General features: G+C 67.4%; 18 protein-coding genes and 1 pseudogene. 10 read left to right on the plus strand and 9 right to left on the minus strand.

What is annotated here, in order from left to right; genetic code table 11:
* Positions 1–442: pseudogene (locus ACIQ6O_RS02910) on the minus strand (Xaa-Pro dipeptidase); the annotation flags it as partial.
* Between the two features lie 118 nt (positions 443–560).
* On the opposite strand from ACIQ6O_RS02910, the gene ACIQ6O_RS02915 reads away from it, so the two are divergent.
* From ACIQ6O_RS02915 to ACIQ6O_RS02925, 3 genes are read left to right on the plus strand one after another with little or no spacing between them, the layout of a single operon-like run.
* On the plus strand, positions 561–1508 hold the full coding sequence (locus tag ACIQ6O_RS02915; RefSeq protein WP_396206290.1) for a polysaccharide deacetylase: 948 nt from the start codon (positions 561–563) through the stop codon (positions 1506–1508).
* Positions 1509–1513: 5 nt separating this feature from the next.
* Positions 1514–1879 carry a hypothetical protein gene (locus tag ACIQ6O_RS02920; protein ID WP_396206271.1) on the plus strand — a complete coding sequence of 122 codons (366 nt, stop codon included), beginning with the start codon at positions 1514–1516 and terminating at the stop codon, positions 1877–1879.
* Positions 1880–1910: 31 nt separating this feature from the next.
* Positions 1911–3392 carry a M20/M25/M40 family metallo-hydrolase gene (locus ACIQ6O_RS02925; protein ID WP_396206273.1) on the plus strand — a complete coding sequence of 494 codons (1482 nt, stop codon included), beginning with the start codon at positions 1911–1913 and terminating at the stop codon, positions 3390–3392.
* A 10-nt stretch (positions 3393–3402) separates the two neighbouring features.
* On the opposite strand, the gene ACIQ6O_RS02930 is transcribed toward ACIQ6O_RS02925, so the two are convergent.
* The 3 genes from ACIQ6O_RS02930 to ACIQ6O_RS02940 are packed head-to-tail and all read right to left on the minus strand — an operon-like array spanning position 3403 to position 5652.
* The gene (locus ACIQ6O_RS02930) at positions 3403–4230 is read right to left on the minus strand and encodes a hypothetical protein (protein ID WP_396206274.1); all 828 of its coding nucleotides are present in this window, start codon (positions 4228–4230) and stop codon (positions 3403–3405) included.
* A 3-nt stretch (positions 4231–4233) separates the two neighbouring features.
* The gene (locus ACIQ6O_RS02935) at positions 4234–5169 is read right to left on the minus strand and encodes an FAD:protein FMN transferase (protein WP_396206275.1); all 936 of its coding nucleotides are present in this window, start codon (positions 5167–5169) and stop codon (positions 4234–4236) included.
* Between the two features lie 18 nt (positions 5170–5187).
* Positions 5188–5652: an FMN-binding protein gene (locus ACIQ6O_RS02940; protein ID WP_396206276.1), complete on the minus strand. Its 465-nt coding sequence runs from the start codon at positions 5650–5652 to the stop codon at positions 5188–5190.
* A gap of 651 nt (positions 5653–6303) precedes the next feature.
* Between ACIQ6O_RS02940 and ACIQ6O_RS02945 the strand changes: the two genes are divergently transcribed.
* The 5 genes from ACIQ6O_RS02945 (at position 6304) to ACIQ6O_RS02965 (ending at position 13689) form a co-directional block, all read left to right on the plus strand.
* The gene (locus ACIQ6O_RS02945) at positions 6304–9408 is read left to right on the plus strand and encodes a SusC/RagA family TonB-linked outer membrane protein (RefSeq protein WP_396206277.1); all 3105 of its coding nucleotides are present in this window, start codon (positions 6304–6306) and stop codon (positions 9406–9408) included.
* Between the two features lie 14 nt (positions 9409–9422).
* Positions 9423–10808 (plus strand): hypothetical protein, encoded by a 1386-nt coding sequence (locus ACIQ6O_RS02950; protein WP_396206278.1) that lies wholly within the window; start codon positions 9423–9425, stop codon positions 10806–10808.
* Positions 10809–11130: 322 nt separating this feature from the next.
* On the plus strand, positions 11131–11856 hold the full coding sequence (locus ACIQ6O_RS02955) for a hypothetical protein (RefSeq protein WP_396206279.1): 726 nt from the start codon (positions 11131–11133) through the stop codon (positions 11854–11856).
* A gap of 168 nt (positions 11857–12024) precedes the next feature.
* Positions 12025–12504, plus strand: a complete 480-nt coding sequence (locus tag ACIQ6O_RS02960) for an RrF2 family transcriptional regulator (protein ID WP_396206280.1) — start codon at positions 12025–12027, stop codon at positions 12502–12504.
* Positions 12505–12732: 228 nt separating this feature from the next.
* Complete coding sequence (locus ACIQ6O_RS02965; protein WP_396206281.1) at positions 12733–13689, plus strand: glutamate--tRNA ligase family protein; 957 nt, start codon at positions 12733–12735, stop codon at positions 13687–13689.
* 149 nt (positions 13690–13838) lie between these two features.
* Here ACIQ6O_RS02965 and ACIQ6O_RS02970 read toward each other — a convergent pair whose 3' ends face one another.
* The 5 genes from ACIQ6O_RS02970 to ACIQ6O_RS02990 are packed head-to-tail and all read right to left on the minus strand — an operon-like array spanning position 13839 to position 17276.
* A complete protein-coding gene (locus tag ACIQ6O_RS02970) occupies positions 13839–15155 on the minus strand; it encodes a M20/M25/M40 family metallo-hydrolase (protein WP_396206282.1) in 1317 nt (438 codons plus the stop codon).
* 5 nt (positions 15156–15160) lie between these two features.
* On the minus strand, positions 15161–15589 hold the full coding sequence (locus ACIQ6O_RS02975) for a Rieske (2Fe-2S) protein (protein ID WP_396206283.1): 429 nt from the start codon (positions 15587–15589) through the stop codon (positions 15161–15163).
* 30 nt (positions 15590–15619) lie between these two features.
* Positions 15620–16117 carry a ubiquinol-cytochrome c reductase iron-sulfur subunit gene (locus tag ACIQ6O_RS02980; RefSeq protein ID WP_396206284.1) on the minus strand — a complete coding sequence of 166 codons (498 nt, stop codon included), beginning with the start codon at positions 16115–16117 and terminating at the stop codon, positions 15620–15622.
* A gap of 36 nt (positions 16118–16153) precedes the next feature.
* Positions 16154–16690, minus strand: coding sequence for a hypothetical protein (locus tag ACIQ6O_RS02985; protein ID WP_396206286.1), 537 nt, complete (start codon positions 16688–16690; stop codon positions 16154–16156).
* 4 nt (positions 16691–16694) lie between these two features.
* Positions 16695–17276 (minus strand): hypothetical protein, encoded by a 582-nt coding sequence (locus tag ACIQ6O_RS02990; RefSeq protein WP_396206287.1) that lies wholly within the window; start codon positions 17274–17276, stop codon positions 16695–16697.
* A 202-nt stretch (positions 17277–17478) separates the two neighbouring features.
* On the opposite strand from ACIQ6O_RS02990, the gene ACIQ6O_RS02995 reads away from it, so the two are divergent.
* Complete coding sequence (locus ACIQ6O_RS02995; RefSeq protein ID WP_396206288.1) at positions 17479–19752, plus strand: autotransporter assembly complex family protein; 2274 nt, start codon at positions 17479–17481, stop codon at positions 19750–19752.
* The coding region (locus tag ACIQ6O_RS03000) for a hypothetical protein (protein WP_396206289.1) at positions 19752–21241 on the plus strand (1490 nt) is incomplete at its 3' end. The genes ACIQ6O_RS02995 and ACIQ6O_RS03000, both read left to right, overlap by 1 nt.

A 21241-nucleotide genomic window follows, 5' to 3' on the forward strand; every position in this document is an offset into this window, starting at 1 on the left:
CCAGCGGGCCGCCGAGGTCGCGGATACTGGTGACGCCGTTCATCACGCTCTGTCGTGCCGCTGCGGGGATGATGCTGCGCTCCCATTCCGGTGGCGACACACTGTCCCAGTGGGCGTAGTTGCCGTGCCCCACGAGCATCACGTGCACGTGCATGTCCCACAATCCGGGGAGCACGTACTGGCCTTCCGTGGACACCACCGTGGCGCCGGCAGGGACCGCGAGCTGACCCACGCGTCCCACGGCGACGATGCGCGCGCCGTCCACCAGCACCACGCTGTTGGGCACGGGTGCGCCGCCGTGGCCGTCGATGAGGGTGCCGCCCACCAGGGCGAGGGTGGCACGCTGCGGGAGTGGACGGCGCGCCGTGGTGGCGGCCAGAGAGACGCTGACGAGACAGACGATGGCGGCCAGCGGGCGCCAGGCACGAAGAAGCGGATTCATCGGCATATTGTACCCCTCCCCCTCACCTTTCGCTCGGAGTCCGTCGATGGCGTCGCGTTCGAAGCCGTGTCTTCCCCTCGCGTTGCTCCTGTCGTGCGTGGCCGGGACCGCCGCGCCCATGACCACATTGCAGGCGCAGGCGCAGCCGGTGCCGGTGACGTCGGCCAAGCCGGGGTGGAAATGGTCGATCGACAGTGTGCGCACCGTGGTGAACGAGGTGCGCGCCGGACGCTCCCTGCTCCCTTCGAAATGGCCGGGCGGTGCGAAGGCCGCGGTGCTGCTCTCGTTCGACGTGGACAACGAAACCATCGCGGTGCGCTACGGCGAACCCACGGTGGGGTCGCTGGCCGAGATGCAGTACGGCGCGCGCGTGGGGCTGCCGCGCATCCTCAAACTGCTCGATCGCCACAAGCTGCCGGCGTCGTTCTTCATTCCCAGCGTGAGTCTCGGGCTCACACCGACCATGGCGGCCGACATCGGGGCCAGCGGGCGACACGAGATCGCCGTGCACGGGTGGATTCACGAGCTCAACACCACACTCCCCGACTCGGCCGAGCGCGCCCTCCTCAAGAAGGCGATCGCCGAACTCACCGCGCTCACCGGCAAGAAGCCCGTGGGCTACCGGGCGCCGAGCTGGAACTTCAGCCCCAACACGCTCGACATCGTGCGCGAGCTGGGCTTCCGCTACGAAAGCTCACTCATGGCTGACGATGCGCCCTACGAGATCAATCAGCGCGGTACGCCCACGGGGCTCGTCGAGCTGCCGGTGCAGTGGATCCTGGACGATGCGCCCCTGTTCGACCCGCGCGGCGAACGCTACATGAACCCGCGTGATGTGGCGCGCGTGTGGATGGACGAGTTCGACAAGGCGTTCGAGGAGGGCGGGATGGTGGTGCTCACGCTGCATCCGCATGTGTCGGGACATCGCTCACGCATCGTGGCCCTCGAACAGTTCATCGCGCATGTGAAGCAGCGTGCGGGTAATGCCGTATGGTGGGGGACGCACGCCGATGCCGCCGAGTACGTGCGCACCCAGGCCAAACTGGGCGAGCCGCGCAGCCGGTAGGGCGCATGAGTCACGCGCTTTCGTTCACGCGCATTCGGCAGCGGTACCTCGACGACTCGCGTCCGGGTGGGCCGGGAGGAACGCCGGCACTCACTCGCGCCCTCGAGCACATCGGGTGGCACGCGGTGCGTGAGCCGACGCCGGAGGAGCTGGCCCAGCACCTCGTGCTGTTGCTCGATGCGTGTGTGCACGAGCACCACGACGTTATGGCCCTTACCGACGGCGTCGCCATGGCGCTGCGCGACACGGGGCCGCTGCTCGATGGCGGGTTGCCACCGGTCCAGGCGTATCTGCCTGCCGCCGAGGAACTGTTACACCGATATGTGTCCGACGATGGCGCGCCGCGTGCGACGCCCCTCGCCTTTCTGTGAGTCGTCCCCTTTCTCATCACGGGAGTTCGCTATGAGTCGTTTCGATGGTGCAGGTCGTGCGGTGTGGCGCAGTGCGGCGGTGGCGTGCGCCGCGGTGATCCCGGCGGTGGTACCGTCGGTGGTGCTGGCCCAGCCCGCGAGTGCCGTGTACAAGCCCGGGGCGCTGTCGCCGTTTCAGCAGCTCACGCGCGACATCTACAAGGAGCTGGTGGAGATCAACACCGGCGTGGAAACGGGGAACATCACCACGGCAGCGCGCGCGATGGCGGTGCGTTTCAAGGCCGCCGGGATCCCGGAGGCCGACATCTTCGTGGGTGGACCGCGTCCGGAGAAGCACAATGTCGTGGCGCGCATTCGCGGCAAGGGCGGGCCTGGTGCCCAAAAGCCGCTGCTGCTGCTCGCCCACATCGACGTGGTGGAAGCGCTCAAGGCCGACTGGTCGCCCGACCTCGATCCGTTCGTGTTCACCGAGCGTGACGGCTACTACTACGGGCGCGGTACGGCCGACGACAAGGCGATGGCGTCGATCTTCGTGGCCAACGTGTTCCGCATGAAGCAGGAGGGCTACGTGCCCGATCGCGACATCATCATCGCGCTCACGGCCGACGAGGAGAGCGGTCCGGCCAACGGGGTCGACTGGCTCATCAAGAACCACAAGGAGCTGGTGGATGCGGCGCTCGTGATCAACGAGGGCGGCGGCGGCACGCTGCGCAACGGCAAGCCGCTGTTCAATGGCATCCAGGCGGCCGAGAAGGTCACCACCAACTTCACGCTGCGCGCGACGAACAAGGGCGGCCACTCGTCGGTGCCGCGCGATGACAACGCCATCACGCAGCTTGCTGACGGCCTCGGCAAGGTGGGGCGCTACAAGTTCACGGTGAAGCTCAACGAGGTGACGCGCGCCTTCTTCTCGCAGACGGCTGCCCAGGAGGAGCCGGCGATGGGACGCGCGATGACGGCGCTGGTGAAGAATCCCGCCGATGCGGCGGCCATTGCCGCGGTGACGGCCGATCCGCGCTACAACAGCATGCTGCGCACCACCTGCGTGGCGACGGAACTCAAGGGCGGGCACGCCACCAATGCGCTGCCGCAGCTCGCCGAAGCCAACGTGAATTGCCGCATCTATCCCTCGGAGTCGGCGGAGTCGGTACGCGCCGAACTGGAAAAGGCGATCGGCGACACCAACGTGAAGGTGATCATCCGCAGCCAGCGCCCAAGCACGCCGGCGTCGGCGCTGCTTCCTGAGGTGATGGACAACGTGACCCGCATTACGAAGGACATGTGGGGCGCCATGCCCATCATTCCGACCATGAGCACGGGGGCCACCGACTCGCGCTTCTTCCGCGCCATCGGCGTGCCAGCCTTCGGCGTATCGGGGCTGTTCAGTGATCCCACCGTCGACGCCCGCGCGCACGGGCGCGACGAACGCATGGCGGTGAAGAGCTACTACGAAGGGCAGGAGTTCCTGTACCGTCTCACGAAGGCGCTGGCCACCAACCCGGTGCGGCAGTAAACACTCGGCCTTACCGCTTCACGCGCCGCCATTTGCGCCACCCTTCCCAGAGGTTGGCCACCAGCAGGCCGCCGAGCAGGAAATACACCGCGCCCACCAGCGTGAAGAGCACAAAGCTGGTGAGCGCGGTGAGCGCGCCGAATACCAACTGCTCCCGCGGCTTGGGCGGTGATGTGGGTGGGTCGGTGGCCATGAAGCCCGCGAAGAAGAGCACCATGTGCACATCGGGCGCGCGATACAGTTCTGCCACGTGCGCTGGATCGCCGAGATACGCGGCGCCGGTGGCGAGGGTGAAGTGTACGGCGAGCAGGGCGAGCACGAGTGGCAGCTTGTTGAGCCGCCATGCCATGAAGGCGCCGGTGGCTGCCACGAGCACAATCCACCACGACGGCAACTCGGGCAACGCCCCCCACCAATTCTGGCCGGTGTCGAACAGGTAGTAGCTGGCCACCAGTGCCGCAGCGGCCGGATTGAGCACGTTGGCGCGCTTCACGCGCAGCGCATGCTTCGCCGCGATCCCTACCGCCGTGCTGGCGGCTATGGTGGGCCACGCCACGTGCGGGCTCATCACGAGCGCCACGAGCCATCCCGTGAGCATCGCTCCGTCGGGCACACTCCATGCACCATCGCGCCAACGGATCAGCGGCGCATCGAGCAGCATGGCCACTACGATCGCTGCCGTGAGCCCGGGGAGCACGAGGCTCCAGCCGCTGTGCTGTGCGGCGGGTATCGTGAGCAGCAGCAGAATGCCGGTGAACAGCCCCTTCGGAGAACGAAGCCATCGGGGCAGGTGATGGAATACGCCGGTGGAGGGCGCCGACAGCGTCGGTGAATGCATGCGTCAGAAGCTAGCGGGCATGAACGTGCTGCGTGCCCACCCGTTCACGAGGTGGAGCACACCGCGTGCGTCGATGAGTACGGCATCGACCCCCTGTTCCTCGAGTAGCGCGCGCGCGTCCTCGGCGCCGAGGACGAACGCGGCCGTCGCCAGGGCATCGGCGATGCCGGCCTGCGGGGCTATCACCGTGGCGCTCGCCAGCGAGTCGGCGTTCGGTGCGCCCGGCCGACGAGGATCGAGCAGGTGATGCCCATGCGCGGTGCGACGGGCGTAGCCACCGCTGGTACAGATGGCGTACTCGGGCGCGTGTACCTCGAGGGTGCCCGCCGAGCGGTCGGTCGCGAGCGGGTGCACGATGGCCGTCTGCCAAACGCGCCCGCGCGCGTTGGTACCGCGGCAGAGCAGGTCGCCGCCGGCCACGAGACAGCAGTCGGCAACGCCGGCCATCGCGCGCGCGGCAAGGTCGAGCGCAAAGCCTTTGGCCACGGCCCCGAGATCGAGCTGCAGTGCACGATGCAGGCGCACGCGCCCCGTCGCGTCGTCCAGTGAGACATCACGCCAGTCCGCCTGCTGCGCGTGTGTGCGCGTCGTGCGCCGTGCGCCGGTCTGCCAATGCGTGTCGAACCCCCTGGTCTGCAGCGCCGCGCCAACGGTGGGATCGAAAGCGCCGCGGCTCGCCTGCGACACGGCCAGGGCCACACGCAGCACTTCGAAGAGCAACGTTGGCACGGTCGTCCATGCCGGCGCCGAGTTGCACAGCTGCGAGAGTTCCGAGGTGGGATCGAATCGCGAGCAGGTCGACTCGACGACGCGAAACCAGTCCAGCGCCTCGGCGGCGAGCGTCTCGGCGTTGGGATGTGCGCCCACGATCTGCACGGAGACGGTGGTGCTCATCGCCGTGGTAACGAACTCGAACAGCGGTTGGTCGTGCCCGATCACGGCGGCGTCGGGTGCACGTTATGGCTTGGCGGCCTTGAGCGCTTCGACCACCGCGTAGTAAAACGCATTCGCGCTTTCCGTGGCCCCCGACACGTTGTCGACTTCGGGGCTCTGCCGCTCCACGACCTGCGGCTGCAGATGCGCGATCCACGAGCACGAGTAGCGCGTCAGGCAGCGACTGATCGCGGCCGCGGTAATGCGCCCCTTCTCGATGATCACCGTGGCCTCGATGTCACCATGGCGCGACGTGCCCCAGCCGGAGAAGGTGCCATCCTTCCACTTGAGGCCTGTGCGCGGAGCGGTGTCGGCTGGCGTCGTGGTGGGCGCGGGCGCTGGTGCTGGAGCGGGTGTTGGCGCCGGCGCGGGTGCTGGAAGCGGTGCTGGGGCGGGCGCCACCGCCGGCGTCACGGTGGCGGTGGGCGAAATCGGCGCGGCGGGGGCGGCCATCGGCGCGGTTCCCGCCGCGACGGCGTTACTGCTCATCCCTGCCACCGCCACGGAGCCGTCCACGCGGGAGGGCAAGGGCGGCGATGTGGACGCACGTGCGTCGACGCTCTCCTGTATCGCGGGTAAAGCGGCGCTCACGTCGCCAGTGGTATTGGCGCCACTCGCAGCGCGGTTTTCAGAAACATCCGATGGCGATGTCATACCGGATGGCTCGGTCGCGCCATCCCGACGCGCTGCGGCGTCATCCGGCAACGGAGGTGGTGGGCGACGTCGTCCGCTGCTGCGGACCGCGAGCGCCTCGGCCGCCTCACTCGTACGACTGTAGCCGGCGCCATAGGCCGCCAGGACGGCGGCGGCACCGAGGAGCAACAGGCGCGGGTGAGCGGAACCGGTGGGGGACACGGCGGGCGCGGCGAGCAAAAATGAAGGAGGCGAAATGCGCGGACGTGGGCCTGCCAAGGGAACGTGCGTTGCATGGCGAATGTTGGAACTGATGCTTACGTTCGGGTCGAGTCGCCCAACGGCGGCGGCAGTCGGCACGTACGCGGGACGAGAGTGACGTCAGGACGATTCGTCCTGTTGCCTCCATGCGGTGCGTGTCGACGTTGTGCGACCTGCACCCCGGGACCCTCCACACGTGCCCGGTTGCACCGTAGTCCCTCCTCACCCCCTCTCGGAGATTTGCCCATGCTCCACTCGTGGCGCCCACTGTTGGCGCTGGCGGGGCTTCTTGCCCTCGCTGGTCCAACAGCCCAAGCGCAACAGCCTGGTTCGCTGACGGTCACGGTGACCGACGCGGCCAATCAGCGACCCGTTGAAGCCGCCCGTGTGTTTCTCGTGGGCACCACCATCGCGGGGCAGACGACCGCCGAAGGCAAACTGACGCTGCGGGCCATCAATCCCGGCTCCTACACGGCGCGGGTGCTTCGGGTCGGCTACACGGAGCAGTCAAAGCCCATCACCATCGCGGCCGGGCAGGCGACCACGCTGAACGTGGCGCTCACCACGGCGGCGGTGAACCTCGCCGCGGTCGTGACGACGGCGACCGGCGAACAGCGTCGCGTCGAAATCGGCAACGCGACGGCCAATATCGACGCCGCCAAGGTCACTGAGTCGGCGCCGCTGGGCAACCTCAACGACCTCCTCAATTCGCGCGCCCCCGGCGTCACCGTCACGAGCGGGACGCAGACCGGCACCGGTGCCCGCATCCGTATCCGTGGAATCAACTCGATCAGCTTGAACAACGAGCCGATCTGGATCATCGACGGTATCCGCATGACGAGCAATCAGGGCAGCTTTTCGACGGTCACGGGCAGCGGCGGCGGCACCGGTGGTAACTCGCCGAGCCGCGTCGGTGACCTCAATCCTGAAGAGATCGAAAGCATCGAGATCGTGAAGGGGCCTTCGGCCGCCACGCTGTATGGCACCGACGCCGCTAACGGCGTGATTCTCGTCACCACCAAGAAGGGGCGCGCCGGCGCCGCCCGCTGGAGCGTGTATACCGAAGGTGGCACGGTGTACGACCGGAACTACTACCCGGCAGCCTTTTCGCTCTGGGGCAAGCGCCCGGGCGAAACCGCATCGTCGCGCGCGTTCTGCAACCTGCAGCGTGTGGGCACGGGCGAGTGCGCGGCCGACTCCACGAGCTCCCTCAACATCTTCGACGAGAAGGACCTCACCCCGCTCAAGACGTCCCCGCGCCGTCAGGTGGGTGTGCAGGTGTCTGGCGGAACCGAAGCGGTGCGCTATTTCGTGTCGGCGGAAGACGAACTCGAAGTGGGCGTGATGAGCCTGCCGGAGTTCGAGCGTGAGCGCATGGACTCCACGGGCCTCAAGATCTATCCGTGGACGTCGCGTCCGAATCAGATGGGACGTCGTTCGCTCCGCTCCAACGTGAACGCGACGATCAGCCCGAAGTTCGATCTTGGCATGAGCACGAACTTCATCAACGTGGCGCAGCGCTACTCGCTCGAGTCCAACGCGACGGCTGGCCTCGGGTCGCACCTGTTCGGCGGCCCCGGCACGCGCAACAACGGGACCGTCACCGGCCTCGGCACGGCGCTCAACGGCTACCGCGCCTGGACGCCCGGCTACATGTGGCAGGAAAAGACGGCCCAGGAAGTGAATCGCTTCATCTGGTCCGGTCAGGCCAACTACCGCCCCACGTCGTGGCTCTCCACACGCGCCACCGTCGGTAACGACTGGACTGGCCGCAACGACGAGAACATCCTGCTGCGCGGTGAAGGACCGCCGCTCACAGCCACTACGCGCCTCGGCTCGCGCGGTCTCAACCGCGTGTACATCAACAACGTCACGGTCGACGCCGGCGCCACCGCCACCTACGACTTCCTGGGCTTCCAGAACAAGACCACGGTGGGCGCGCAGTACATCGGCTACCAGTTCACGAGCGCTTCGACGGGCTCGAACCAGCTCGCGCCGGGTTCGCAGAACGTGGCGTCCGGCACGCAGTTGAGCGTCGCTGAGGGCACCACGCGTCAGAAGACCTTTGGTACCTTCATCGAGCAGGCGCTCGCCTGGCGTGACCGCCTCTTCCTCACGGCCGCCGTGCGTAGTGACCAGAATTCGGCGTTCGGTACCAACTTCCAGAGCATCGTGTACCCCAAGGCCTCGGCCTCGTACCTGATCTCCGAAGAAGATTGGTGGCGCGCCCCCAGCTGGGTGAACACCATGCGTCTGCGCTACGCCTATGGTCAGTCCGGCGTGCAGCCGGGCCCGAACGACGCGCTTCGCTTCTACTCAGCCGGTATCACCAGCGTGTCGAACGCCGACCAGCCCACCATCACGCAGGCGGCGCTCGGCAACCCCGATCTCAAGCCGGAGCGGTCGGCTGAGCACGAGATGGGCTTCGAAACGCAGATGCTGAACCAGCGTCTGTCGCTCGATGTCACCTACTACAGCAAGATCACGACGGACGCGTTGTACAGCGCCGTGCTGCCGCCGTCGTTCGGCTCGGTGGCCTCGCAGCTGCGCAACCTCGCCTCGGTGAAGAACTCCGGTGTCGAAATCTCGGTCAACGCGCAGCTCCTGCAGCGCGACGCGATCGGCTGGGACGTGAACATCTCGTCGTCGGCCAACGACAACAAGGTGGTCTCGCTCGGGAACACGCCGCCGCAGCTCGGTACCACGACGCGCATTGTGGCCGGCTATCCGATCGCAGGCTTGTGGGCGCGTCCCATCACCGGCTGGCAGGATAAGAACGGTGACGGCCTGCTCACCTACTTCGCCGATGCGGCGCGCAACGAAGTCTTTGTCGGCGACTCGGCGATCTTCCGCGGGTACGCCACGCCGCGCTACATGACGACGCTCACCAACGGCGTTGACCTGTTCAGCAAGAAGCTGCGGTTCCAGACCATGTGGGACTGGCGCAGCGGCGGCAAGTGGTACAACAACACGGAACGCATCCGCTGCACGCGCCCGAACTGCGCCGGTCGTAACGATCTCAAGGCCGATTTCATCGACCAGGCCACGAACATCGCGGCGAATGAGCATGCGGCCCGCACGCTCGATGGCTTCTTCCAGAGCGGTGCGTTCGTCCGTCTTCGCGAAGCCTCGCTGCAGTACACGTTCTCCAACGACATGGCCAAGCGTCTGCTCCGCGGCCGCTCGCTGTCGGCGGTGGTCACCGCGCGTAACCTCAAGCTGTGGACCAAGTACCGCGGCACCGATCCGGAGTCGGGCTTCAATACGAACGACGGAACGGAAGCTCCCAGCGAGTTCCAGACGGTGGGGCCGCCGAGCTACTTCATCATGCGTCTCAACATTGGATTCTGAGGATACACCGACCCATGACTACCTATCGCTTTCTGGGCCGGCGGTCACGCGCGCTCAGTGCTGCCGCGGCGGCACTGGCGCTCTCCCTCACGGCGTGCCAAACGGCCAACGATCGCCTGCTCGGGGTGACCGATCCCGACATCATTAATCCCAACGACATCGTCAACGCTGACGGTGCGGTGGCCCTCGCCAACGGTACCATTGGTACCTTCCGCTCCATCACGGGCGGCGGTGAGAGCACGTGGTTGTTCGGCGGGCTCTTGGCCGACGAATGGTCGACGAGCTCTACGTTCATCCAGAACGACGAAACCGACCAGCGTGTGATCCAGGACTTCAACTCGTCCATCACCGGCATGCTGCGTCAGTTGTACCGCACGCGTACCCGGGCGAACGAGGCGATCGAGGCGCTGACCAAGTACAGTCCGTCCTCGCGAGCATTGCGGGCCGAGATGTACCTTGCGCGCGGCTTTGCCGAGTTGCAGCTGGGCAGCGATTTCTGTAATGGAATCCCGCTGGGCAACGTGTTCTCGGTGGATCCCAAGTTCGAAACGCCGAAGAGCACGCAGGTGGTGTTCCAGTACGCGGCCGCCTCGCTCGACACGGCGCTCACGTTCGCCAACGGGACCGATGCGCAGAGTGTACTCATGAACCGCGCGATTCGCGTCGCCCGGGGTCGTGTGCATCTCGCGCTAGGCGAATTCACGCAGGCGGCGGCGCTGGTGGCGGCCGTTCCCACGTCGTTCGTCTACCAGCACACCTTCTCCCTCAACACGAGCACGAACACAATTTGGGGGCAGGGGCTGAGCTCGCGTCGGTACAGTGTTGGTGACAGCGTCGAAGGGAACTCACGCAACATTCGCGTGGCGAACGCCATTCCCTTCGCGTCGGCGCGTGACCCGCGTTTGCCGGTGACGATCCCGACGTCGGGTGCCATCAACGGCCAGGACGGGCAGACGTATGCCCGCATCACCGCCATGTGGGGTCAGCTTACGCCGGTGGACGTTGCCAACGGCATCGATGCGCGCATGATCGAGGCCGAAGCGGCGCTTCGCGCCGGCAATACCACCCAGTGGCTCAGCATCCACAACACGTTGCGCGCGACCCCGCCGCGGCTCGGCGACATCCAGCCGGCGGCGATGGCGGCACTCTCGGATCCGGGGAGCGACGTCGCACGCGTGAACGCGCACTTCCGCGAAAAGGCGTTCTGGACGTTCAGCCGCGGCCAGCGGCTGGGGGACATGCGCCGGCTCATCAAGCAGTACGGTCGTACCGAAGCCACGGTCTTTCCGCAGGGTGTCCACTACAAGGGTGGTAACTACGGGAAGGACGTGAACCTGCCGGTCGTGCAGGCGGAGACGAACAATCCGGAGTTCAAGGGCTGCACGGATCGCAACCCGTAACGCCGGGCAGCGGGTACGGCACGACTTGCGATCGTGCCCGCTGGTCTGCTGGTTGAAGATCGAGAGCACGAAGGGGGCAGCGCCGAAAGGCGCTGCCCCCTTCGTGCATCCGCGCGGTCCCCCGGCGAATGGCGTGGGCACCCGAAATCATGAAGCACACTGCATGTGTGTATCCCTAAATCACGAAATCGCAACTATTTGATGAGCTTGCTCGCTGACACGTAGCGGGAACGCGCGCAGTGCCCAATCGTTACGCGTTACTCCATCGTCCGCCTGCCCGGCACCCTGTCCGCCCTCGTTTCTGTCCCCGGCCGGTCCTCCCATGGCCTATCTCCGCTGCACCAAGTGTGGTTCCAAGGCGCTCGTCGCCGCGTCGCAGTGCCCCAAGTGTGCGCACCCCTTCAATCTGCTCGATGCGCGTGGTGAGCGCGCCAAGCTGAAGCGGTGTCGCTCCTGCGGCATCATGCATCGCGTCGATGCGCAGTGTCATTGGTGCGGTGACGTAAAGGGGATGGGATTCTCGCTGGCGTCGCTCTCGTCGCTGCGGCTGGATCGCAGTGTGTGGCGGACGGCGGCAGCGGTGGCGCTCATGGTGACGGCTGCCGGCGGTGTGTGGCGTCTGGCCCCGCAACTCAAGGAGGCCGTGGGGACGTCACGCTCGCTCGTGAGCATCGCGGCACCGCTCCCCACGACGGGGGACGCGCGGGGGACCCCGACCGGCAACGGCGTCGTGGCCGCTCCCTCCATGGCCTCTGCCACGCCGACTGCGCCAAGCGATTCCACGGGGGGCTCAGTTGCCAGTGCAATCCCGGCGGCCGGCATGCCCGACGAGATCCAGTGGACGCCGGCCGTGGCTCGCACCTGGGTGAACGTGCGCTCCGACGCCAGCCGCGGTGGACAGGTGGTGGGCGTCATCAAGCCGGCGGCCCGCGCCATGCTCGGCACCGGTCGCGCCGGGTGGCGTCAGGTGCGTTCGCCGGACATCAGCGGCTGGGCGGACCCGCGCCTGTTCGAACCGGATAGCCTGCGCACGCGCGGCGGCCCCTGAGCGAAGGGGGCGTGAGCGCACGGCGATGGATGGCCGTGTGCGGGATTACCGGACGTCGGTGTCAGGTTCCGGTGGGGAAATTCCACGCCTTTCCCGACTTCGGATCGGCAAGAAAACGACGAATCTCAGTGCACCGTGAGGTTTGTACCGTCTTCTTCCGGATCTGCCATGCTCTCAGCCACTGCGGAACATGCCGTGCGCGCCGTGTTGCTCCTCGCGCGCCACAATGGCACCAAGGCCCTTTCGGCAGATGCTATTGCCGCTGAACTCGGGGCCCCGCGCAATTACCTCGCGAAGACCCTCAATGCACTCGCCAAGGCGGGTGTCGTGCACAGCGCGAGGGGTGCCGCCGGCGGGTTCACGCTCGCCGTCGCGCCCGACAGCCTGACGCTGGCACGGATCGTCGCGCCATTCGACGATCACGCCCGCACGCCGGCGTGCCTGCTGCGCAATCGCGCCTGTGACGCGCAGAACCCGTGTGCGGTGCATGCCCGGTGGAATGCGATCGTCGGGCATGCGGCGGCGCGCTTCGAGCAAACGACGATCGCGCAACTGCTATCGGAAGTGGGCCCGATCCGGTCGTTCGCGCCGTCGGTGAGCATCACAAGAGACATCGCATCACCCCAGTCGGCCGTGCTGCACGCCTGACACATCGTACAGCCGACGGATCGACGGTCTCGTTTGGCGGGAAACGCGTCCACGCCGAGATCACAAAGCAAGGTGAGGACACCAAGGACAGCGTTGGGCCATGCGGCGCTCCCCCGTGCCCTCACCCTCCTCGGCGATCTCCGTGTGCACGCGTCCCTCCCCGCAGACTGGTACGCGGCCCATTCGGCGAACCATTGAAGCTGGTCCGCCCTGCGGCTACCGTGTGGCATGCGTACGCCCGATGATTGGCGCTCCACGTTGCCCGTGCGGTTGTCCGCAGGCTTGCCTGCGCATGGCTGGCGCACCCGCTTCGCGCCCGCGCCCACCGGGTATCTGCACCTCGGTCATCTGGTGAACGCCCTGCACGTCTGGGGCATCGCGAGGGCCTTCGGTGGTGCCGTCGTGTTGCGCATCGAGGACCACGACCGCACGCGCTGTCGCCCGGAGTACGAGCAGGCGCTTCTCGACGATCTCGAATGGCTTGGACTCGCGCCTGACGTGTATGACCTCTCGTCGTTTCGCGACGACAGCGACACGCATCCGGCCCGGCAGTCCAATCAGGATGCGCGCTATCGCGCCGCCCTCGACAGACTCGAGGAACGACGCCTCGTGTATCCTTGTCGCTGCACGCGACGGGACATCGCGCAGGTGGTGCCGCACCGCCCGGGCGAGGAGCCGCGGTATCCCGGCACCTGCCGCCACGTGGGTGTTCCGGCCGAGGAAACGTTCGCGCGTCGCGTGCGCCTCGACGATGCGCCGTTCTCCTTCGTGGACCTCCGCCTCGGGGCACTCACGCAAACGCCACAGCAGCAGTGCGGCGATCTGCTCGCGCGGGATCGCCACGCCCAGTGGACCTACCAGTTCGCCGTCGTCGTCGACGACATCACACACGATATCGACGTGGTGATTCGCGGCGAGGACCTGCTGGCGAGTACCGGGCGCCAGCTGCAGCTGGCGTCGCTCCTCGGGCGGACGCGCGACATTCGCTTCCTGCATCACACGCTGCTCGTACATCCCGATGGCAGCAAGTTGAGCAAGGCGACGCACGATACGTCGTTGCGGGAGATGCGCGCGGCGGGGTTGCGTGCCGATGAACTACTCGGCGAGGCCGCCCGACGTGCGGGGCTGGCGACGGTTGACCGTCTCGACGCGAATGACGTGGCGTCGCTGTTTGCGGGGAGCTGAGAACTGAGAGCTGAAAACCGAAAACCGAAAGCTGAAAGCCGAAAACTGAAAGCTCCCCGCGAGATCGCGTGATCTTGCGGGGAGCGTTCAGTCTTCAGTCTTCGGTCTTCAGTCTTCTTTGCGCAGTCTCAGACTGACGACGGCACGGCTTACTTCGCGCCGAGCAAACCCATGACCACGAGCAGGACCCACTGCGGGCCCTTGTAGCCGTCCGTGCGATCGTCGTACGACTCGTCGAGCGAATGCGCGCCACGCCCCACGCCGCCGCCGTCGAGTGTCACGGCAGGAATGCGGAGATTCATGGGGATGTTGGCGTCGGTGCTCGAGATGGTGAGCGGGGCGTACACGTTCATCGTACGGGCGGCCGCCAGCGAGGTGCGTACGATGAACGTCGTGTCGGGCGTCGTGCCCGCCGGACGCAATCCCATCGTATCCACCACCAGCGTCAGCGCCGCGTTGCTCTTCGGCCAGCGCGCCTTCTCCTCCGTCACGGCTTCACGGAGGGCCTTTTGCAGGCGAGCGTCGATTTCCGCGAGCGCGGCCGACGTTTCGCTGCGGAGATCGACTTCCATGATCGCTTCGAAGGGGATCGAGTTCACCGACGTGCCGCCGGAGACGATGCCCACGTTGAACGTCACCTTGGGGGTGGTGCTCGCCTCGAGGTCGGCGATCTTCGCGATGGCACGGCCCATCGCGTGCATCGGGTTCGGCATGCCGAACGCGCCGTAGCTGTGGCCGCCGGGGCCCTTGTAATGCACGCGATAACGGTTGCTGCCCACGCCGCCGTTGGTCACGCCGAAGCCGGTGCCATCCACCGAGATGAACATGTCGATGGAGTCGCGCATGGGGCCGCCGAAGATGGCGCGCATGCCGCGCAGATTGCCGGGGCCTTCTTCACCCACGTTGCCGACCACGAGCAGCTTGCCGCTGAACGGGATCTTCTGCGTGATCACCTGACGGGCCACCGACAGCACCACGGCGAGGCCGCGGCAGTCGTCGCCAATGCCGGGGGCGATGAGCTTCGTGCCTTCGCGCTTCACCCGCACATCGGTGCCCTCTGGGAACACGGTGTCGAGGTGGCCGGCCAGCATGAGGGTGGGACCGGGCTTCGCGCCGCGAATCTCGCCGATCACGTTGCCTTCCTTGTCGATGCGCACGTTCTGCACCCCAAGGTCACGGAACCGCTTGGCGTATTCGGCGGCGCGCGCCTGCTCCTTGAACGGCGGCGCGGGAATCTGACAGATGGACGCCTGCTGATCGAGCGTCCAGGCGTTGTCGCTCTGCAGCGCAGTGAACGCGGCGGCGACGGTGGGGTGCTGCGCCAGCTTGTCCATCCCCGCTTCGAGCGGCGTGGGCTTGGCGGGCTTGGCCTGGGCGGCGACGGTGGAGGGCGCCGCCGCAAGGAGGGAAACGCACAACGCCGGGAGCATGCCCCCGGCGGAGAACGCGGAACGGGTGGGACGCATGACGGTCAACTCGTGATCGTGATGGTACCGGCGGACGTGTTGGAGCTCACCCTGAACTCCGACAGGCCGGAGGTACGCTCTCCACCGGTCCATGCGCCGTTGGCATTGAACGTCGCGCCATGATTGGGACAACGGAAGCCCGCCCCGCTGATATTCACGGTCGTCCCCTGGTGCGGGCACACCATGGAGAAGGCCCGGTAGGTGCCGGCATCCACGCGCACCACGGCCACGGGCGTCCCTGAGGTGGTCACCCGCGCGATCCCCCCCACCGTGGCCAGCGCCGGAAAGTTGGCCAGCGTGACGCTCAGGTTCACGGCGCCCGGCGAGGTGGGCGAGTCGTCCTCACCACCGCAGGCGGCGAGAAAGGCCCCCACCGCCGCCATCGCGCCGGTGGCGACGAAATCACGACGGGAACAGGAGGAACAGGTCGACATGGGGACGCTCCGCAATCGCAAAGGGTGAGATCAAACCTTGATGAGCGCCGTGGCCCAGCGCGCGGGATCGCTGTCGCTTTCGAACGCGATGTCCGGGTCCACCGAAATCGTGGCGCCGTCGCGGGTGATCTGCAGGCGGTCCATGTTCCGTGTGGCCCGCCCGCTGATGAACGTGCCGTTGGGCTGGTACTTCGACTTGTGTCGCGGGCACTGGAACCCTGCGTTCTTGGGCAGCACCTTGAGCGCCGTGTTCTGGTGCGGACAGGACAACGCGAACGCATAGACCTCGCCGGCATGCCGGCAGAGAATGACTTCGTTCGTCGTGTCGATGGATACACCATCGGCCGCCGGCAGTGCGTACTTCACCGGCCCGCGCCCACTGGCCCGCGGCTCGAGGGCGGCGATTTCGCGCACCGGTCCCAGCAGGGACAGCCCAGCCAGAGCCGCCCCGGCGGTAAAGGTCTGTCGCAGGAATTCACGACGGGCGCTGCATGAACCGCAGGGTGACGATGAATCGTCTGAATGCACGAGAATCTCCGCTCGATCAGAAGGCGTGGGCACGCGTCAGATGTTGGCGACGACTACGCCGAGGACGACGATGAGGCACCACCCCAACACGCTCACCCACGCATGCGTGCGCAGCGTCGCGTATGGGCCGGCGAGTTCCGCGCCGGTGAGTTCCGCGCCGGCGCTCCCCGTCTCGACGGCGCTCCCGGCGTTGGGAAGCAGCCGCGCTTCGGTGGCCCGCATGCGGACGCCGTTGAGGATCAGCACCACCAGCGTGGCCATCTTTGCCCAGAATACCCGCGAGCCCCAAAAGGTGCCGACGTCGGACGTGAAGAGCGCGAGGCCGCTCAGATTCGTGAGAACAAGCGCGCCGATCACGATGCCGTGCGTCGCCTTGAGGTCGGCTGCCGTGGCGAGATACGCGTCGCGGTGGCCGGGCGTCGACTGCAGCACGCGGCGGTCGGCCCCGAGCGCGATCCCGCCGCCGACGAACAGGGCGAGCACGTGCAGCGCGATGAGGGCCGTGGGGAGCCACGCGCTCTCCGCGTAGTAGTCGGCCCAGGGCTGCGTGAGCGTAGTGAGGGTTTCCAGCATCGACTCAGTTCTTCACGAGCATGAGCAGCCAACTGGCCGTCGAGAGGCTCATCGAGCCGATGGCCACGTTCCGGTGCAGGCGACGCTTGTCGCCATTCTCCTCCGCTTCGTCGGCGATACTGCCGGCGTAGGCGAACCCACCGCTTGCCGCCATGAATAGCGCGCCGTGCAGCAGCCGGCGCTTGCGGCCGTTCGGATCCTTGCGCCCCTCCCACTGGTTCCACACGCCGGTCACGGCGTTCGCGCCGAACAGCACCGCGGTGCCCCCGGCCGCATACGGGTGAACCGATCGGGCCCAGCCGGGCGCCTCATCGCCCTTCTGGAGCAACTGATCGCCGGACGCATAGGACAGCGCGAACAGCGGCAGCATGGCCCAGCTGAGCGTCTTGTGAATCGTCACCCGCCGGGCGTAGCCATCGCTGTATGTCACCGCCTTTCGACGCGGCCGCACCGTGTCGGTGCTCGCGATGGGGAGCGAGAGCGCGACCGGTGCCACCAGCGGTCCCGGCGCGGCGATGCGCGGCGTGCTGTCGACGGGGGCGGCAGCGAGCAAGGCCGCCGTAACGAGAACCGGTACCAGTGACATGGGGAGTGCTCCAGAGCGGACGGAAAACGACAAGCGAGCTGAGGCGAAGGCAATCACGGATGAATGTATGCCCGATACATGAACCACGGAGGGCGCGCACAAGTTCTAACCCCCGGGCAGACGTGGTCCCCACCTGCCATCCCTCGTACGCCGTGACGGTGCATTCCACGATCGGGAGGGTGCCGCGTTACATTCGACAAGGATGTCAGTGCTGACGAGTGTTTCCCGCCAATGGACGCGTGGGTGCGTCATGACCGCCTACGCGGCGACCGCCCTCACCGTGACCGCCGTCGCGGCGACGGCGCTCGGGGCGGTGATGACGCCAGCCGTGCTTGGCGCGCAGCGGGCCGTTCGCTGTGAACCGGCGGGCCGCATCCGCTCGGTGTCATTCGACGGGAGTCCGCACTTCGATGCGCTGAGTATGGCCGCGAACGTCGTCACGCGGCAGCCGAGCTTCGCCGGCCGCGTCCTGCACGTGGGGACGGCGCCGTGCGTCGATACCCTCGAAGTGCGCCGTGATGCCCTGCGGCTCGCCATCCTGCATCGGCAGGCGGGATGGTTTCAGGCCACCGTCGCCGCTGACATCGCGCGCGCGGCGAACGGGACCCGTATCCGCTTTATCATCACGCCCGGCCGTGAAGCCATCCTCGATACGATCGTGATGCAGGGTATGCCGGCACCACTGGATGGCCGGCGTCCCTACGAAAGTGCGCTGCGCGGTCTCGAAGGCAAACGCTTCGACCGCACCCGTGTGGATACCACGGTCGCTGCGGTGGTGACGCGCCTGCGCGATGCCGGATTCGCCCGCGCGGCGATGCCGGTGAGCCGCATCCGCATCGACACGACCACGGCGCGCGTACGTCTCGAGCTCGCGTTCAACACGGGGCCGCGTCTCCGCATCGGCAACGTCGCCGTCAGCATTCTGCCGGTGACCACCGGCCGCCCCCGCGTCGACTCGGCTGACGTAGCTCGGCTCGTGCACATCGATCCGGGCGAGGGGTTCCGCGCGTCGGCCATGCTCGATGCCCAGCGGGCGCTCTATCGGAGCGAGGCGTTTCGCCTCGTGCTCATGGATACGGTCTCCTCGGCCGCGCACACCGACAGCCTGATCGATCTCCGCATCGCCGTAGCGGAAGCGCGGACGCGCAGCGCCCGGGTGGGGCTGGGCTGGGCCACCCAGGATTGCATCCGGGCGCAGGGGCGTATCAACGATCGCGGATTTCTCGGGGTTGGGCGCCGCGTCGAGCTGTCCATGCGGGCGTCCAAACTCGGGATCGGCGCGCCCACCGACTTCGCGCCCGCCCTGTGTTCGCAGGCGCTGCGCGACGATCCCTTCAGCCAGCGCGTGAACTACTACGTGGGCACCACGCTCACCAATTCGCGCCTGTTCGGCTTGCCGGTTGTGCCGCTGTTGTCCGTGTACAGCGAGCGTCGCGGCGAGCCCTACGCCTTTCTGCGCGAAACGGCCATCGGCGCCCTGGCTGAAGTCTCCCGGCAGTTCAGTGTGCGCACCGCGGGCACCGCCGGATTTCAGTACGAGAACGGCAAGACCACCACCGACCCGGTCGTCTCGTGCACGCGCTTCGGCCTGTGCCGCCCGGAGGAGTTGGTGCTCTCGGCCTTCGGGCGTGGCGTGGGCATCGTGAGCACGTCGGCGGCGCACGACCGCACCAACGATCTCACCAGCCCCTCGCGTGGCTGGCGGGTGCGCGGCGAGGTGCGCGTGGGCGAAACGGTCTCGGAACTGGTGAGCACGGTGCGCTTCACGCGCACCACCGGCGAATGGGCGGGCTTCGGTCGTCTGTTCGGTGGCGTGATCGGTGGGCGGCTGCAGGCCGCCGGCGCCTTCGCGCCCGGCGCGGAGCTCGTCGACGGCACTCCGCTCATTCCGCAGCAGGAACGCCTGTTCGTGGGCGGACAGAACTCGGTGCGCGGTTACCAGCAGAACCTGCTCGGGGCCGTCGACTACGTCGTCACCAGAGTGCAGCCCGCCGGTGGCGATGGATCTGCGTACGAAGTGGTCGCCAACGCGGACGGACGCGCTGTGCCGCGTGGCGGGACCGCGATGCTGGTGGGGAATCTCGAATGGCGTCGTGGCTTCCGCGTCGTGGCCGAACAGCTGCAGTTCGCCGCCTTCGTGGATGCCGGAGCGCTGTGGGAAACCCGCTCCGACCGCTTCAGCTGGTCGTCGATGCGCTACACCCCTGGGCTGGGGCTGCGTCTGGTGACACCGCTCGGTCCGTTCCGCGTGGACATCGGCTACCGTCCGTACGGCCTGCGGGCGGGGCGCGCGCTGTACTTCTCGCCGACCACCGATGCCGAGGGCTCGGGGATCTTCTGCGCGAGCCCACGGGTATCGAACGCGGTGGGCGACTACTCGAGCGTCTTCTCCTGCCCGGCGACGTTCTCGCCGCCGCCCTCGAAGAACGTGCTCTCGCGGCTCGTCTTCCACTTCGGCCTCGGGCAGGCGTTCTGATGACCCGCCCCATGTCGCCACGGCAGCGCCGCTTCTGGTGGGTCGCCGCCATCGTGCTCGGCATGGGCGGCGGCGTGAGCCTCGGCTACGTGGTGGCCACCGGTACCGAGGCGGGGCGCCGCTGGCTGCTGTCGACACTCATCGGCAGCGCGAACCGGGTGTTCGGTGGACGCGGGGCGCTGCGTGTCGGCACGTTACGCGAGATCAGCCCGGGGCGGGTGGTCGCGGAAAACGTGGCGCTGGTTGATACGGCCGGTGTGCCGGTCGTGACCGCCACGCGCGTGGTAGGGACGCTCGATGTGCGCGCGCTGTACCGACGCGTGATTCACCTGAAGCGCGTCGTGCTGTCCGGTGTGACCGTGACGCTGCGGCAGGAATCGCCCGGGCGGCCCTGGAACCTCGCGCACATCATTGCGGGCGATACCGCAGTGTCGGTGCCCCACACGGGGGTGCGTTTTGGCGATGACGTGCGCATCGATTCGCTGCTGCTCGACGACGGTGCGATCACCACGCGTGCGCCGTGGTCCCCGCATCCGGTGTTCGCGGGGGCGGCGCGCGACAGCGTGATCGCGGTACGTGACAGTTTGCACGACCTCGAGCGGCTGGCCGACGGTCGTCTGTTCGAGCGCCGCCGCATCACGCTCGATCGCGTGCGGGCTCACGACGTCGTGCTCGTCGATGTGCAGAAGCGGCCCGCGTCGCTCGTGCTCGACACGTTGCGGGGGGTCCTTTCCGATCCGCCGATACCGGTGCGGCAGGCACGCGGGCGTGTGGCATGGACCGGCGACTCGCTGATGCTCGATCTGCGTGAGGTGCGACTCCCCGACTCGCAGGGCACGGCCGTGGGCACGGTTATGTGGTACCAGCCGGGACCGGTGCGCTACGATGTGCTGGTGAAGGCCGATGCTGGCCTCCGCGATCTGGCGTGGGTGTGGGACGTGATGCCCCGGGACGGGCGTGGAACGGCCACGGTGCGCATGCGCACACTGGCCGATGCGTACGATGCCGAATACGCGCTGTCGGAGCTCGACGTGCAAAGCGGGGCGTCGCGCGTGCGTGGCGATATCGCGGTGACGGTGCGCCCGGCCGATCTGCTGCTGCATGGCGTTGATCTGCAGTTCATGCCGTTGCGCAGCGAGCTCGCGCGCCGGTTGAGCTACGAGGCGCTGCCGCCGGAGGTGCGCGGCGTGTTCACCGGCCGGCTCGTGGCGCGCGAGGGCGGGGCGCTCACGGCCTTCCGTGTGGACACGCTCGACGCGCGCTTCCTCGACGAAACCATACGCGGTGGTGACGCCATTTCGAAGCTGCGCCTGAGCGGCATGCTCGGCTTCGGTGTGCGTCCCCGCGCCTGGAATCTCACCGCCAGCCGAGCGCAGATCGACTTGCGGTCGGTGCGGCGTCTCGTGCCCACCGCCCCCGCGATCGACGGCGTGGTGAGCGGGTCGGTGGTGGTGCGTAGCGCCGATCTCTCGGCGGCCGATCTGCGCGC

Source organism: Gemmatimonas sp. (assembly GCF_044345575.1).
Classification (GTDB): domain Bacteria; phylum Gemmatimonadota; class Gemmatimonadetes; order Gemmatimonadales; family Gemmatimonadaceae; genus Gemmatimonas.